This window comes from Pseudomonas sp. M20, assembly GCF_045037865.1.
GTDB lineage: Bacteria > Pseudomonadota > Gammaproteobacteria > Pseudomonadales > Pseudomonadaceae > Aquipseudomonas.
Genome location: NZ_CP173611.1, coordinates 5293462 through 5308823 on the forward strand (window position 1 = coordinate 5293462; position 15362 = coordinate 5308823).

The 15362-nt window shown below is 60.5% G+C and carries 11 protein-coding genes and 1 pseudogene; 2 read left to right on the plus strand and 10 right to left on the minus strand.

The annotated features are described in order from the left end of the window. Positions 1-301: 301 nt before the first annotated feature. Positions 302-1246, plus strand: a pseudogene (locus ACI514_RS23425) (methyl-accepting chemotaxis protein); the annotation flags it as partial. Between the two features lie 141 nt (positions 1247-1387). Next, positions 1388-2101 (plus strand): methyl-accepting chemotaxis protein, encoded by a 714-nt coding sequence (locus ACI514_RS23430; RefSeq protein ID WP_371850961.1) that lies wholly within the window; start codon positions 1388-1390, stop codon positions 2099-2101. Between the two features lie 147 nt (positions 2102-2248). On the opposite strand, the gene ACI514_RS23435 is transcribed toward ACI514_RS23430, so the two are convergent. The 10 genes from ACI514_RS23435 to hutH form a co-directional block, all read right to left on the minus strand. After that, positions 2249-2983, minus strand: a complete 735-nt coding sequence (locus ACI514_RS23435) for an amino acid ABC transporter ATP-binding protein (protein WP_405122467.1) — start codon at positions 2981-2983, stop codon at positions 2249-2251. Then, on the minus strand, positions 2976-3935 hold the full coding sequence (locus ACI514_RS23440) for an amino acid ABC transporter permease (protein WP_150794142.1): 960 nt from the start codon (positions 3933-3935) through the stop codon (positions 2976-2978). The genes ACI514_RS23435 and ACI514_RS23440 overlap by 8 nt, the downstream gene beginning before the upstream one ends. Before the next feature lie 130 nt (positions 3936-4065). Further along, complete coding sequence (locus ACI514_RS23445) at positions 4066-4863, minus strand: transporter substrate-binding domain-containing protein (RefSeq protein WP_034152980.1); 798 nt, start codon at positions 4861-4863, stop codon at positions 4066-4068. 376 nt (positions 4864-5239) lie between these two features. Further along, the gene (mdoH, locus tag ACI514_RS23450) at positions 5240-7810 is read right to left on the minus strand and encodes a glucans biosynthesis glucosyltransferase MdoH (protein ID WP_160055061.1); all 2571 of its coding nucleotides are present in this window, start codon (positions 7808-7810) and stop codon (positions 5240-5242) included. Further along, a complete protein-coding gene (locus tag ACI514_RS23455) occupies positions 7803-9584 on the minus strand; it encodes a glucan biosynthesis protein G (RefSeq protein WP_405122468.1) in 1782 nt (593 codons plus the stop codon). The genes mdoH and ACI514_RS23455 overlap by 8 nt, the downstream gene beginning before the upstream one ends. 304 nt (positions 9585-9888) lie before the next feature. Beyond that, positions 9889-10326: a D-aminoacyl-tRNA deacylase gene (gene dtd, locus ACI514_RS23460; protein WP_077570377.1), complete on the minus strand. Its 438-nt coding sequence runs from the start codon at positions 10324-10326 to the stop codon at positions 9889-9891. Further along, positions 10323-11294: a prolyl aminopeptidase gene (gene pip / locus ACI514_RS23465; RefSeq protein ID WP_008080611.1), complete on the minus strand. Its 972-nt coding sequence runs from the start codon at positions 11292-11294 to the stop codon at positions 10323-10325. Before pip ends, dtd begins: the two co-directional genes overlap by 4 nt. Positions 11295-11535: 241 nt before the next feature. Beyond that, positions 11536-12339: an N-formylglutamate deformylase gene (gene hutG / locus ACI514_RS23470; protein ID WP_405122469.1), complete on the minus strand. Its 804-nt coding sequence runs from the start codon at positions 12337-12339 to the stop codon at positions 11536-11538. Between the two features lie 10 nt (positions 12340-12349). Then, the gene (gene hutI, locus ACI514_RS23475) at positions 12350-13555 is read right to left on the minus strand and encodes an imidazolonepropionase (RefSeq protein ID WP_160055055.1); all 1206 of its coding nucleotides are present in this window, start codon (positions 13553-13555) and stop codon (positions 12350-12352) included. Positions 13556-13803: 248 nt separating this feature from the next. After that, on the minus strand, positions 13804-15336 hold the full coding sequence (hutH, locus tag ACI514_RS23480) for a histidine ammonia-lyase (protein WP_160055052.1): 1533 nt from the start codon (positions 15334-15336) through the stop codon (positions 13804-13806). Between the last annotated feature and the right edge of the window lie 26 nt (positions 15337-15362).

The window sequence follows — 15362 nt, forward strand, 5'->3', positions numbered from 1 at the left end:
TGTAGGAGCTGCCGCAGGCTGCGATCTTTTGATGTTGTTTTTAGAAGCAAGATCAAAAGATCGCAGCCTACGGCAGCTCCTACATTGATACCGTGCGGGTCCGGCGGATAAATGGCGTTACAGATTGCCATCATTCGGCCGATACCCTCTCCATAAGTCCAATTAGTGGTCGGGGAGTCGTCGCATGTACCGTTGGTTAGCCGAGAGTCTTGGAAACGTCAGCGTCAAACGCAAGCTGGGAATCGGTTTCGGCCTGGTGCTGTTGCTGACACTGTTGATCACCTTCACCGGCTGGACCGGCATGAGCGGCATCATCAGCCGTGGTGACAAACTCGGCTTTATCTCCAGCCTCAATGAGCTGACCAAGGACCTGCGCCTTGCGCGCCTGGACTACGAAGCACGCCGCGGCGAACAAGGTCCTGGCGCGGTCACCGATCTGCTCAACAAGCTCGACAGCGGCCTGCAAACCGCGCACAGCCTGATTGAACAGCCGTCCGACGCGGCGATGGTCGATCAACAACTGGCCGCCGTCGCCGAGTACAAACGTGCCTTTGCCGACATGACCCAAGCCACCGTGCAGCGCGAAGACGCCCGCAGCAAGCTCGGCGCGAGTGCCGACAACGCCGTGGCGAAAGTCGCGGAAGTGGAAAAATCCATGCTGGCGGGTGACAGCGTCGCGCAATTCAACAGCGTGATCGATCTGAGCAAACTGCTGCAACAGGCGCGCTATCAAGTGCGCGGCTACACCTACAGCGGTAAGGCCGAAGCTGAGCAACCGGCGCTCGACGCCATCGACAATGCGCTGAAGAATCTCGACAGCCTGCCAGCCAAGCTGCCGGAACAGCACATTGCCAACCTGCAACAGGCCACTGATTCGATCAAAGCCTATCGTGCCGCGGTTGCACAGTTCCGCGACTCCCAGGTCAACAACGCCAAGGCCGCTGTGCGCATGTCGACTCAGGGCGACATCCTCATCGACGTCAGCAAGAAACTCACTGAATCGCAAACGGTCGTACGTGACACCGATGCCGCTCACGCCAAAAACATGCTGATCATCGCCACTCTACTGGCCGTGGCGTTCGGCCTGCTGGCCGCTTGGGCGATCACCCGCCAGATCATCATCCCGCTGAACCAGACCCTGAAAGTCGCCGAGCGCGTGGCCGCTGGCGACCTGACCCACAATCTGGTGTCCCTGCGTCGCGATGAACTGGGCCAATTGCAACGCTCGATGCAGAGCATGACTCAAGGCTTGCGTGAACTGGTGGGCGGGATCAGCGATGGCGTCACCCAGATCGCCAGCGCCGCTGAAGAGCTGTCGGCGGTGACCGAACAAACCAGTGCCGGGGTCAATAATCAGAAAATCGAGACCGATCAAGTCGCCACCGCCATGAACGAAATGGCCGCCACCGTGCAGGAAGTTGCGCGCAACGCCGAAGAAGCTTCCGAAGCCGCCGTCGCCGCTGACCAACAGGCTCGCGAAGGCGACAAAGTGGTGGGCGAAGCGATCGCACAGATCGAGCGTCTGGCGGTTGAAGTCGGCCACTCCACCGAGGCCATGGGCGAACTGAAACGCGAAAGCGACAAGATCGGCAGCGTCCTCGACGTGATCAAATCCGTGGCCCAGCAAACCAACCTGCTGGCCCTCAACGCCGCCATCGAGGCTGCGCGTGCCGGTGAAGCCGGGCGTGGGTTTGCCGTGGTTGCCGATGAAGTACGCAGCCTCGCCCAGCGCACGCAGAAGTCCACCGAAGAGATCGAAGAGCTGATCGTCGGTCTGCAAAACGGCACCCAGCAAGTGGCAACGATCATGGACAACAGCCGCACCCTCACTGACAGCAGCGTTGAGCTGACCCGTCGCGCGGGCGGTTCGCTGGAAAGCATCACCCGCACAGTTTCGGCGATTCAGGCGATGAACCAACAGATTGCGGCAGCGGCCGAGCAGCAGAGCGCGGTGGCTGAAGAGATCAACCGTAGCGTGCTGAATGTGCGGGATGTGTCGGATCAGACGTCGGCGGCGAGCGAAGAGACGGCGGCTTCCAGCGTTGAGCTGGCGCGCTTGGGCACGCATCTACAGATGCTGGTCGGTCGATTCAAGGTTTGAAGTGATTCATCGGCCTCGGTTCACTGTGGACCGGGGTGATGCCATTCGCGAGCAGGCTCGCTCCCACATTGGACCGCGTCCGCCTGGACTACTCGGTCAACTGTGGGAGCGAGCCTGCTCGCGAAGGCGTCCTGAGAGACGCTGAAATTACAAGACCTGACGTAAGAAAGCCTTCGCGCGCGGATCCTTCGGCGCATCAAAGAATTCCGCCGGCGCCGCATCTTCCAGCAGCTTGCCGTGATCGAAAAATAACACCCGATCCGCCACTTCCCGGGCAAAGCCCATCTCATGGGTCACGCAGACCATGGTCATGCCTTCCACGGCCAGGTTCTTCATCACGTCCAGCACCTCGCCGACCATTTCCGGGTCGAGCGCCGAGGTTGGCTCATCGAACAACATGACCTTCGGCTCCATCGCCAGCGCCCGGGCGATCGCCACGCGCTGTTGCTGACCGCCGGACAGGCGTGACGGAAACTCATTGGCCTTCTGTGCAATACCGACCTTCTGCAGCAACTCCATCGCCTTGGCCTCGCGCTCTTTCTTGCCGCGCTTGCGCACGACTTTCTGCGCCAGACAGAGGTTTTCCAGCACGGTCATGTGCGGGAACAGGTTGAAGTGCTGAAAGACCATGCCGACTTCGCGGCGGTAGGCGTTGACGTCGGTTGTCGGGTCGGCCAGTTGCAGACCGTCGATGCTCACCGAGCCGGAATCGAATTCCTCCAGGCCATTGAGGCAACGCAGGAAAGTCGACTTTCCGGAACCGGACGGGCCGATGACCACCAGCACTTCGCCCTTGGCCACCGTGGTACTGACGTTATCCACCGCGCGCACCACTTGCCCACGGGTGTCGAAGACTTTTACCAGATCGCGGACTTCAATCACTTTGCGCGAGCCTCCGCTCAAGTCGGCTGGCGATTTTCGACAGCGGCAGGTTGATCAACAGGTACAGACCGGCGACGCAGAACAGAATCTCGAACGGCGAGAACGAGGTGGTGATGACTTCACGGCCGCTTTTCAGCAGCTCGGTGATGGCGATCACCGACACCAGCGAGGTGTCCTTGACCAGGCTGATGAACTGCCCGGCCAGCGGCGGCAGCACGCGTTTCAGCGCTTGCGGCAGCACCACGTGGCGCATCGACTGACCGGCACTCAGACCGAGCGAACGCGCCGCTTCGTTCTGGCCACGGGCAATCGATTGCACCCCGGAACGGATGATCTCGGCCACGTAGGCACCGGTGAACAGCGACAGCGCGGCGATCCCGGCGAATTCGCGGGACAGGTTCATCACCGTGCCGATGAAGAAATAGAAAATGAAAATCTGCACCAGCAGCGGCGTGCCGCGTACCAGCTCGACGTAAATGGTCGAGAGGTCGCGCAGGGTCGGGTTGTTCGACAGCCGGCACAGGCCAGTGACCAGACCGATCAGCAAACCCAGGACACCGGAAACGACTGACAGCCAAAGCGTGGTCCAAAGGCCCCACAACAACGGTCCTGCCGCCCAATGCCGGGTCACGCCCACGACGTCGCCTTCGGCCACATCGTCGCCCTGAGCGAATTGCAGGCTGTTCTCGTCGACGGTCAGGTGCTGCTCGTCACCGGCGTCATTGCGCAGAGTGACTTGCGCGCTGCTGCCCTTGCGCACCAGTTCGGTGACGGTGGAAATGTCCGTGGCACGCTGGGTTTCTTCAGCCTGATAGGCGAAGTACTGCGGCACGCGATTCCAGCGCCATTCGTAGGACATCAGCGACGTCGCGTAATACAACGCGCCCGCGAGGCCGACCAGCACCAGCACGGTGAGGACGTGCCAGGGCCATTGGGCTTTTTTCTGTTTCATTGCAGGTTCCGGAATTGGTGTTGCTTACAAGGCCCTCTTCGCGAGCAGGCTCGCTCCCACATTTGAAATGCATTCCAATGTGGGAGCGAGCCTGCTCGCGAAAGGGGCGACGCGGTCTGGCAGACCAGCGTTATTCCATGTCCTTGAGCCACTCGGTGCTCTTGAACCACTTGTCATGGATGCGATCGTAGGTGCCGTCTTCGTGGATCTGGTGCAGGAAGTTGTTGATGAAGTTGAGGCTGTCGTAGTCGCCCTTCTTCAGACCGAAGGCCAAAGGCTCGTAGGTGAACGGCTTGTCGAGGAACACCAGTTTGCCGGCGCCGACCTTGGTCACCGCAACCACGTTGTACGGGGCATCGTAGATGAAGGCGTCAGCCTTGCCGTTGACCACGTCGAGCACGGCTTCCTGCTCGTTGTCGTAGCCGTGGTATTTGGCTTTGGAGATCAGCTTCTTGGCGACCATTTCGCCGGTGGTGCCGAGTTTGGAGGTGATACGGTAGTCGGCAGTGTTCAGGTCTTTGTACGACTTGATGGTGCCTTCCAGCTCCTTGCGGATCAGCAGGGTCTGGCCGACAACGATGAACGGTTCGCTGAAGTTCAGGCGCAGGTTGCGTTCCTGAGTCAGGGTCATGCCGCTGCCGATCATGTCGAACTTGTCGGTCATCAGCGCCGGGATGATGCCGTCGTAACCCGTGGAAACCAGCTCCAGCTTGACGCCCATGGCCTTGGACATGGCCTTGAGGATGTCGACTTCAAAGCCGATGATTTCGCCGCGCTTGTTGGTCATTTCGAACGGCATGTAGGTCGGATCCATACCGACTTTCAACGTGCCGCGCTTGACCGCGTCATCGATTGCACCGGCTTGCGCCGCATTGACTGCAACCAGTGCCGTGACGCCGACCAGCAGCATCGACAGATACTTCTTCATCTTCAAGTCCCCAAAACCATTGCGTGTGCGGCGCGAAAACCAACAGTGACGGGCAAAAAAGCCCGGGTGCGCCAATTCGGGGACGGATGCTAACGCACTCGTTTTTTTGCACAAGGTTTAATGGACGATTTGTTTAACAATCACGAGCTGACCCTCACCCCAGCCCTCTCCCGGAGGGAGAGGGAGCCGACCGAGGTGTCTCAAGCTATACGCGGACCTGAAAGATCGAGTCGATTATGGATTCGGTAAAGCAAGATCAGGTCGGTGTAACTCGAACATCCAACTCGGTCAGTCCCCTCTCCCTCTGGGAGAGGGCTAGGGTGAGGGGCTTTTCGGCGCCACAAAAAAACCCCGCTGAATCAGCGGGGTTCTCTCATCAGGCCGGCTGAGCCTGCAAGCTCACCGGTCGCAACGGCAACAACGGCGCATGCGGATCGGCTTTCACCGAAGCCCGCCAGGCATCCAGCCACTCAGCGTGACCTTCGGCCCAGACCAGCTCATGAAGACGCGCCAGCGCCACAGGGTCGCTCAGTAATTGCAACCGATCATGGTTGTTCAGCCCGGCCGGGCCGACCTTGATCGCGTGACGCACACGTTCCTGACGCAGCCACTCGATCGGCTCGGCCTGACCGTGACGCGAGGTCGCCAGCGAGCACGCCAAAGCGTTCTGCTGTGGGTCGACCACCGCGCGGACGAAGCCGTCGTTGAGGGCGTGGTAACGATTTTCGTGGGTGTACTGATCAGTCGCCAGCAGCGCCTGTGGCGGATTGTATTCCTCAGGGATGAGGAACAGGCTCTCGTCACGGGACTTCAGGCCCAGACCGACACGGCTGGAGATCACCGATACCGGGATCGACAGCATCAGCGAACCGACGATCGGCACCAGCCACCAAAGGAAGCTCGGGTTCAGCCAGATCACCAGCAGCGCCCAGCAGAAGCCCAGCAGGGTCTGCGGGCCGTGGCGTTTGACCGCTTCGCTCCATGGCGTCGAGTCGTCGTCACGCTGCGGGGAATTCCAGGTCGCCGCCCAGCCGAGGAACGCGGCAAGGACGAAACGGGTGTGGAAAATCATCCGCACCGGCGCCAGCAGCATGGAGAACAGCATCTCCAGCAGCATCGACAGGGTCACCTTGAACTTGCCGCCGAACTCTTTCGCGCCCTTGGCCCAGATCAGGATGATGCTCAACAGTTTCGGCAGGAACAGCAGCACGATGGTCGTCGAGAACAGCGCGATCGCCTTGTCCGGGTGCCATTGTGGCCACAGCGGATAGAGCTGACGCGGTTCAAGGAAGTACTGCGGCTCCATCAGCGTGTTCACCGCCAGCAGCGCGGTCGACAGCACCAGGAAGAAGAACCACAACGGCGCCGACAGGTACGACATCACGCCGGTGAGGAACACCGCGCGGTGCACCGGGTGCATGCCTTTGACCAGGAACAGGCGGAAGTTCATCAGGTTGCCGTGGCACCAGCGACGGTCACGCTTGAGTTCGTCGAGCAGGTTCGGCGGCAGTTCTTCGTAGCTGCCCGGCAAGTCGTAGGCAATCCACACGCCCCAACCGGCACGGCGCATCAACGCGGCTTCAACGAAGTCGTGAGACAGAATCGCACCGGAGAACGCACCTTTACCCGGCAACGGCGCCAAGGCGCAGTGGTCGATAAACGGCTTCATGCGAATGATCGCGTTGTGACCCCAATAGTGGGATTCACCCAGCTGCCAGAAGTGCAGACCGGCGGTAAACAGCGGGCCGTACACGCGGGTCGCAAATTGCTGCATGCGCGCATACAGGGTGTCCATGCCCGACGCACGCGGCGCGGTCTGGATGATCCCGGCGTCCGGCGTGGCTTCCATCAAGCGCACCAGACTGGTCAGGCACTCGCCGCTCATCACCGAGTCAGCGTCGAGCACGACCATGTACTTATAGTCACCGCCCCAACGACGGCAGAAGTCGTCGAGATTGCCGCTCTTGCGTTTCACACGACGGCGACGGCGACGATAGAAGATCTTGCCGAAGCCTTTGGCTTCGCGGCAGACATCCAGCCAGGCCTGTTGCTCGGCGACACAGATATCGGTGTCGTTACTGTCGCTGAGCACGAAGAAGTCGAAACGATCCAGATCACCGGTGGCGGCGACCGATTCGAACGTTGCGCGCAGACCGGCGAACACGCGCGGTACGTCTTCGTTGCAGATCGGCATCACCAGCGCGGTACGGGCGTCTTTGGCAATCGGCTCGTTGCCGGCGCTTTTGCCGGAGATACGGTATTTATCGTGACCGGTGAGCAACTCGAGGAAGCCCATCAATGCGGTCCAGAAACCGGCGGATACCCAGCAGAACAGAATCCCGAACAGAATCAGGATGCTGGTTTGCAGCGCATATGGCAGCACTTGCGTGGCGGTTTGCAACAACGGTTGATGCAGGACTTCTTCCAGATCGACGAAGGACCAGCCCTGGTACGGCATGATGCCTTTCATGTACCAGCCGGCGACGATGGTCTGACCGAGCATCAGCAGCAACAGAATGTAGCGACGGATCGAACCGACGGTGCGCCAGCGCGCGGCCGGCAGGACGTTTTCGTCCTTCGGCGGCTGCGGCGGGTTGGTGCGACCGGTCATACGGCGCCAGCCACGCACCAGAATATTGGTGCGCCACGGCTCCGGAACCACCTTGGTACGGCGGATCGGTGGGGTGGCCTTGAGGCTGACCCGACCGCTGGCGTCGAGCACCAGCATTTCCGCTTCTTCCAGCTCTTCAGCCGTGCTCAGCGTCAGGCGCTTGCCCACCGAAGCCTGGGCGGCTTCGGCAGGGGCGTCGAATGTCGAGGACGACAGGCGTTCATGCAACTCGCTGAACGACTGGCAGCCCGCGAGTTCCGCGCGCTGCTCGTCGGTCATCGGCAGATGCGCCAGATACTCGGACAGAGTCTCTGGCTGTACTTGAGAGTTACTCATCGGCAGGCAACTGATAGCTCCAGGTCTCGGTCAGGACTTCTTCAGTCGGTGCCGATTCCGGTGTGGCTGGGGCCGCGTCCGCAGCAACTGGCTGCTTGGCGTCTTTGTTGGCCTTGTCCTTGGCATCCGCGGCTGGCTTGGCGTCGGCCTGTTTGGCCTCGGCGGCCTTGGCTTCCTTGTCGATTTTCTCTTGTTGCTTGGCGGCAACCTTGTCGGCCTTGGCGACGGACGAGTTGGACGCCGGTACCGATTTCGCCAGATCAGCGGTCACGACCGGCTGCACCAGAGCGGCACGCATCTCGGTCGACTTGCTCGCGTCCTTGATTTTCATCCGCAGGGTCAAGCGCCAGCCTTTGGTTTCCGGGTTGTAGCGCACGCTGTTCTCAACCAGTTCGGCGTTGTCACCAACACTGACCTGACTGCGCACATCGGCATCCGGGGTCAGCGCGGCCAGCGACGGACCTTCGAAGTCGACCAGGTAGGCAACGCTGCCGTCCGGCTGACGAATCAGGTTCGATTGCTTGACGTCACCGGTCGAACGCAGAGTCTGCGATACCCAGGCGCTGTCAGGCGCGTGAATCGCCGCCTCGTCCATGGTCCAGTGCATGCGGTACGCGAAGTCCAGTGGTTGGCCCGGCTCCGGCATTTTTTCCGGGCTCCAGAACGCAACGATGTTGTCGTTGGTTTCGTCGGCGGTCGGGATTTCTACCAGATCAACGGTGCCCTTGCCCCACTCGCCCTTCGGCTCGATCCAGGCGCTTGGGCGCTTGTCGTAGCGATCGTCGAGGTCTTCGTAGTGGCTGAAGTCGCGGCCACGCTGCAGCAGACCGAAACCACGCAGGTTCTCGACACTGAAGTTGCTCACGGCCAGGTGTTTCGGGTTGTTCAGCGGGCGCCAGATCCACTCGCCGTTGCCGGCATGAATCGACAGGCCGCTGGAGTCGTGCAGTTCACGACGGTAGTTGAGGACCTTCGACGGCTGGTTGGCGCCGAACAGGAACATGCTGGTCAGTGGCGCGATGCCCAGTTTGCCGACCTTGTCACGAAGGAACATCTGCGCCTTGACGTCGACGATGGTGTCGCTGCCCGGACGCAGGATCAGACGATAGGCACCGGTGGCACGCGGCGAATCCAGCAGGGCGAAGATCACCAGGTGCTTGTCGCCCGGCTTCGGCTGTTGAATCCAGAACTCGCGGAAACGCGGGAATTCTTCACCCGACGGCAGCGCGGTATCAATCGCCAGACCACGCGCCGAGAGGCCGTAGGTGTGGCCCTTGCCGACAACGCGGAAGTAACTCGCGCCGAGCATGGTCATGATTTCGTCTTGCTTGTCAGCCTTGTTGATCGGGTACAGCACACGGAAACCGGCGTAGCCCAGTTGTTCGGTGGCTTTCGGATCGAATTTCAGGTCGCCGAAATCGAAGCGCGTCGGATCGTATTTGATCTCTTCGACGGTGTTCGCCGTGATTTCGTTGATTTTCACCGGTGTATCGAAGTGCATACCCTGGTGATAGAAAGAGAGTTTGAACGGAGTCTTCTGATCAGCCCACTCAGCCTTTTCGGTGAGGAAGCGGATTTTCTGATAGTCCGCGAACTTCATGTCGCGGAATTCGTTCGGCAAATTGCTGCGCGGGGCTTCGAACTTCTGCCCGGCCAGTTCTTTAGCTTTCGCCGATACATCGTCAAGATTGAACGCCCAAAGCTGACCGGCGCTGAGCAGGCACAGGAGCGCCGAACCCGCTACCAGGGCACTTCGCATGCGTTTGGCAGACATTTTTGCTGCATTACAGGGACTAACAATCACGAGCAACCCTCGCCGAAAACAGATCAAAAAACCAACGGCTAGCTATCTATATGCCAGGTTGGCGAGCATTGTTCCGACTCCGCAGGGGCAAAATGATTCCCCAATCGGATCCGGACAAGTCTCTACCTAAGTGAAAATGGATCAGCGAACGCTGATCCCAGTGCGCGCGATTATCTAGTAGCCCGCATGACAACGCATCAGGGGTAACAAAGTATTTATCGCGAAAACACCCTAAAAACAGTCGAAACTTCCCAAAAAGGTGTTTCAAGCGCATTCAGGTCTGTAACAAAAAGGTAACCGGGCCATCGTTGACCAAATGCACCTGCATATCGGCGCCGAATCTACCTGATGCCACAGTGCCATGCACCTGTTTCGCACTGCTCAATAGATAGTCGAACAATTCCTCGCCCAAGGCTGGAGGCGCGGCCGTCGAAAAGCTCGGGCGCAACCCGCTTTTGGTGTCGGCCGCGAGGGTGAACTGCGAGACCAGCAGCAACCCGCCACCGACATCGGCGAGGGACAAGTTCATCTTGCCCTCCGCATCACTGAATACCCGATAGTTAAGCAGTTTATGCAGAAGTTTGTCGGCGCTGGTACGCGTGTCGTCGGGTTCGACCGCCACCAGCACCAGCAAACCGTGATCAACGGCGCCCACTACCTCTCCATCTACCTCGACGCGCGCACCGCGAACGCGCTGTAAAAGGCCCTTCATGCTTCTTCGGGCGGCAGGTCGAGCAGGCGCCGGGCCATGTTGCCCGCAGCACGCACCAGTGCATCGGTGATGCCCGGTTCCGAGGCTGCGTGGCCGGCATCACGGATTACCTGCAGTTCGCTGTTCGGCCAGGCTTGATGCAGTTCCCAGGCGTTGTCGAGCGGGCAGATCACGTCATAGCGGCCGTGAATGATCACGCCCGGCAGATGGGCAATCTTGCCCATGTCGCGAATCAGCTGGTTCGGCTCAAGGAAAGCATTGTTGGTGAAATAGTGGCATTCGATCCGCGCAATCGACAGCGCGCGTTGCGGCTCGGAGAACCTATCGACCACCAGCGGGTTCGGCCGCAGGGTCGCGGTGCGCCCTTCCCAGGTCGACCAGGCTTTGGCCGCGTGCATCTGGGCGATCTGGTCGTTACCGGTCAGACGCTTGTGGAAAGCGCTGAGCAGGTCGTCGCGTTCGTCCAGCGGAATCGGCGCGATGTAGTCCTGCCAGTAATCAGGGAACAGACGGCTGGCACCGGCCTGATAGAACCACTCGATTTCCTGCGGACGGCAGAGAAAGATCCCGCGCAGGATCAGACCGTGAACACGCTCCGGGTGGGTTTGTGCGTAAGCCAGCGCCAGGGTCGAACCCCACGAGCCGCCGAACAGCACCCATTTGTCGATGCCCAGGTGTTTGCGGATGCGCTCAAGGTCAGCGACCAGATCCCAGGTGGTGTTGTTTTCCAGGCTCGCGTGCGGCGTGGAGCGTCCGCAGCCGCGCTGGTCGAAGGTGACAATGCGGTACAGGTTCGGATCGAAATAGCGACGGCTCTGCGCGTCGCAACCGGCGCCGGGGCCGCCGTGGATGAACACAACCGGCAAACCCTCCGGCGAACCGCTTTCGTCGACGTATAGCGTATGGGTGTCATCGACAGCCAGATCGTGCCGGGCGTGAGGTTTGATCTGCGGAAACAAAGTCTGCATTGCGCGCTCCGTAAGGGGTCGAGGTCATCCCTGGGGGGACTTCTATTATTCTGCCGTTGGGCATCATAAACCCGATTTACGTCAATGAGCATGCTCTAGAGCAGTCACCGTTTGTCAGCCGTAAACTTCGCAGGGTGTACACGATCCTGTGGGAGCGAGCCTGCTCGCGAATGCGGTGTGTCATTCAACGTAGATGTTGGCTGACCGGACGCCTTCGCGAGCAGGCTCGCTCCCACAGGGGTTATGCGCTGTAGTGAGACTTTGCCCACGCCAGATAGCCCTGCAGCAGTTGCTTGAGCACTACTTGCGTCGGCTCGGCCAGATCGGCGCGATAGCGGAACGGTTCGAACTCTTCCATGTAGGTGCTCTGGCACAACTCCAGTTGCACCGCGTGGATGTTCTCGGCCGGGTTGCCGTACTGGCGGGTGATGTGGCCACCCTTGAAGCGGCCGTTGAGCACATGGCTGTAATCGCCGTGGCGCGCGCAGATCGCTTCCAGCTGCGTAGCGAGTTGCGGATCGCAACTGGCGCCGTTGAAGGTGCCGAGGTTGAAGTCCGGCAGTTTGCCGTCGAACAGGTGCGGGATGATCGAGCGGATCGAGTGCGCATCGAACAGCAGCGCGTAACCGAACTCGGCTTTCAGTCGTACCAGCTCTTCCTGCAGCGTGCGGTGATACGGCGTCCAGATCTGCTCCAGATAGGTTGCGCGCTCTTCTTTCGATGGCTCGTGCCCTTCGCGGAACAACGGAATGCCATCGAACAGCGTCGCCGGATACAGTCCGGTGGTGGCGCCGGCGTACAGCGGTTTGTCGTCGGACGGACGATTCAGGTCGATGACGAACCGCGAGTACTCGGCAGCCAGAGTGCTCGCGCCCAGTTCTTCGGCGAAGTCGTACAACTGCGGAATGTGCCAGTCGGTGTCCGGCAGGCTTTTCGCGTCCGCGATCAACCCGGCTTCCACCGCTGGGGTCAACCGCACCCCGGCATGCGGCATGCTGACCAACAACGGCACGCGGCCTTGTTTGAAGTTCAGAACCTTATCCACAACCGCTCTCCTACAGATTTGATTCGACGCCGTGACGCACGACGCGTTTGTCCAGATCACCGCCGAGCCAATAGGCCAGATCCGCCGGACGATCGATGTGCCAGGCAACGAAATCCGCGACCTTGCCGACTTCCAGCGATCCGTGGGTGTCGGCCATGCCCAGGGCCTGCGCGGCGTGAATGGTCGCGCCGGCCAAGGCTTCTTCCGGGGTCATGCGGAAACAGGTGCAGGCCATGTTCAGCATCAGCCGCAACGACAGCGCCGGCGAAGTGCCGGGGTTGAGGTCGCTGGCGATGGCGATCTTCACCTTGTGCTTGCGCAGGGCGTCCATAGGCGGCAACTGGGTTTCGCGCAGAAAGTAGAACGCGCCCGGCAGCAGCACCGCGACGGTGTCTGCTTCGGCCATGGCGATGGCGTCGGCTTCGTCCATGAATTCCAGGTGATCGGCGGACAGCGCCTTATAGCGCGCGGCGAGGCTGGAGCCGTGCAGCGACGACAGTTGTTCGGCATGCAGTTTCACCGGCAGACCGAGGTTTTGCGCGGCGATGAAGACACGCTCGACCTGTTCTGGCGAGAACGCCAGGTATTCGCAGAAGGCATCCACGGCATCGATCAGATCTTCCGCTGCCAATGCCGGCAGCATCACGTCGCAGACCAGATCGATGTAGTCGTCGGCGCGATCCTTGTATTCGGGCGGCAACGCGTGGGCAGCCAGACAGGTACTGCGCACGCTGATCGGCAGCTCTTTTTCCAGGCGACGGATGACGCGGAGGATTTTGCGTTCGTTGCCCAGATCGAGGCCGTAGCCGGATTTCATTTCGACCGTGGTCACGCCGTCGCGCATCAGGCTTTTCAGGCGTTTCGCGGCGCTGGCGAACAGCTCGTCTTCGGTAGCTTCGCGAGTCGCACGCACGGTGCTGGCGATGCCGCCGCCGGAGGCTGCGATTTCGGCATAGCTAACGCCTTGCAGACGTTTTTCGAATTCGCCGCTGCGATTGCCACCGAACACGGTGTGGGTGTGGCAGTCGATCAGGCCGGGCGTGACCCACGCGCCTTGCAGATCATTGACCGCCGGGTATTCGCCAGATGGCAGTTGATTACGCGGGCCGATCCACTCAATGAGCGCACCGGACGTTACGATAGCCGCATCCTCGATGATCGAGTAGACGCCCTGCGCCATGGTTGCCACGTGGCAGTGTTGCCAGAGGGTTTTCACTGTTGGCCTCCGTTTGGGGTTGGTTTGGTGGGTGGCCTCTGAAAAGCCCCTCACCCTAGCCCTCTCCCGGAGGGAGAGGGGACTGACCGGGTTGTTCTGTCGAGATACATCGACCTGAACGTCTTGAGCCGACCTCAGGCTTCGAAAACGATGAAGATATACTCCCTTCCCCCTCTCGCCCCTGGGGGAGAGGGTTGGGGTGAGGGGGATCGATTTCAGCAACTGCAAACATCCCCCTGAAAACACACTTACAAACTAGGCAAAAGCTTCGCCGAAACCAACCCAGTCAAACACCGCGAAGCCAACAGCTCAGTCGCCGCGTTAATGTCCGGCGCAAAGAACCGATCCTTCTCATAAAACGGCACTTCCTTACGCAGAATAGCCCGCGCCTGCTCCAGCTTCGCCGAGGTCTTCAGGCCGTTACGCAGATCCAGCCCTTGCACCGCCGCCAGCCACTCCACCGCAAGAATCCCGCGCGTGTTTTCGGCCATTTCCCACAAACGCTTGCCAGCCGCAGGCGCCATGGAAACGTGGTCTTCCTGGTTGGCTGAAGTCGGCAGGCTGTCCACCGAATGCGGATGCGACAACGCCTTGTTCTCGCTAGCCAATGCCGCTGCCGTCACTTGAGCAATCATGAAACCGGAGTTCACCCCGCCATTGGCCACCAGGAACGGCGGCAGCTGCGACATGTGCTTGTCCATCATCAGAGAGATTCGGCGTTCGCTCAGCGAGCCGATTTCAGCGATGGCCAGGGCCATGTTGTCAGCAGCCATGGCCACCGGTTCGGCGTGGAAGTTACCGCCGGAAATCACATCGCCTTCAGCAGCGAAGACCAGCGGGTTATCGGAAACGGCATTGGCTTCGACAGCCAAGACCTCAGCGGCCTGACGGAACTGGGTCAGGCAAGCGCCCATGACTTGCGGCTGGCAGCGCAGCGAGTACGGGTCCTGAACCTTCTCGCAGTTCTGGTGCGAGTCGGAGACTTCGCTGCGCTCACCGAGCAGATCGCGGTAAGCCGCAGCGGCGTCGATCTGACCTTTCTGGCCACGCGCGGCGTGAATACGTGCATCGAACGGCGAACGCGAACCCAATACCGCTTCAACCGTCAGACCGCCCAGCGCCAACGCACCGGCAAACAAGTCTTCACCTTCAAACAGACCACGCAGCGCGAACGCGGTGGACACCTGAGTGCCGTTGAGCAGCGCGAGACCTTCTTTCGCCGCCAGTGTCAGCGGCGTCAGGCCGGCCACTTTCAGCGCCTCGACAGCTTCCATCCACTCACCCTTGTAGCGCGCCTTGCCCTCGCCCAGCAGCACCAGCGACATATGCGCCAACGGCGCCAGGTCGCCCGACGCGCCCACCGAACCTTTCAGCGGAATGTGCGGGTAAACCTCGGCATTGATCAGCGCGATCAGCGCATCAATCACCACACGGCGAATGCCGGAGAAACCACGGCTGAGGCTGTTGACCTTGAGCACCATGATCAGCCGCACCAGCTCGTCGCTGATCGGCACGCCAACACCGGCGGCGTGGGACAACACCAGCGAGCGCTGCAGATTTTCCAGGTCTTCGCTGGCAATGCGCGTCGAGGCCAGCAGGCCGAAACCGGTGTTGATGCCGTAAGCGGTGCGATTCTCGGCGAGGATCTGCTCGACGCAAGCGACGCTGGCTTCGATCTGTGCCGAGGCGCTGTTGTCGAGAGTCAGCTTGACCGGGTTCTGGTAGACGTCACGCAGTTGGGCCAGGCTCAGTTGGCCGGGAATCAGGTTCAGCGCAGTCATTTTGTGCTCCTTTTGAGAGTTTGTTA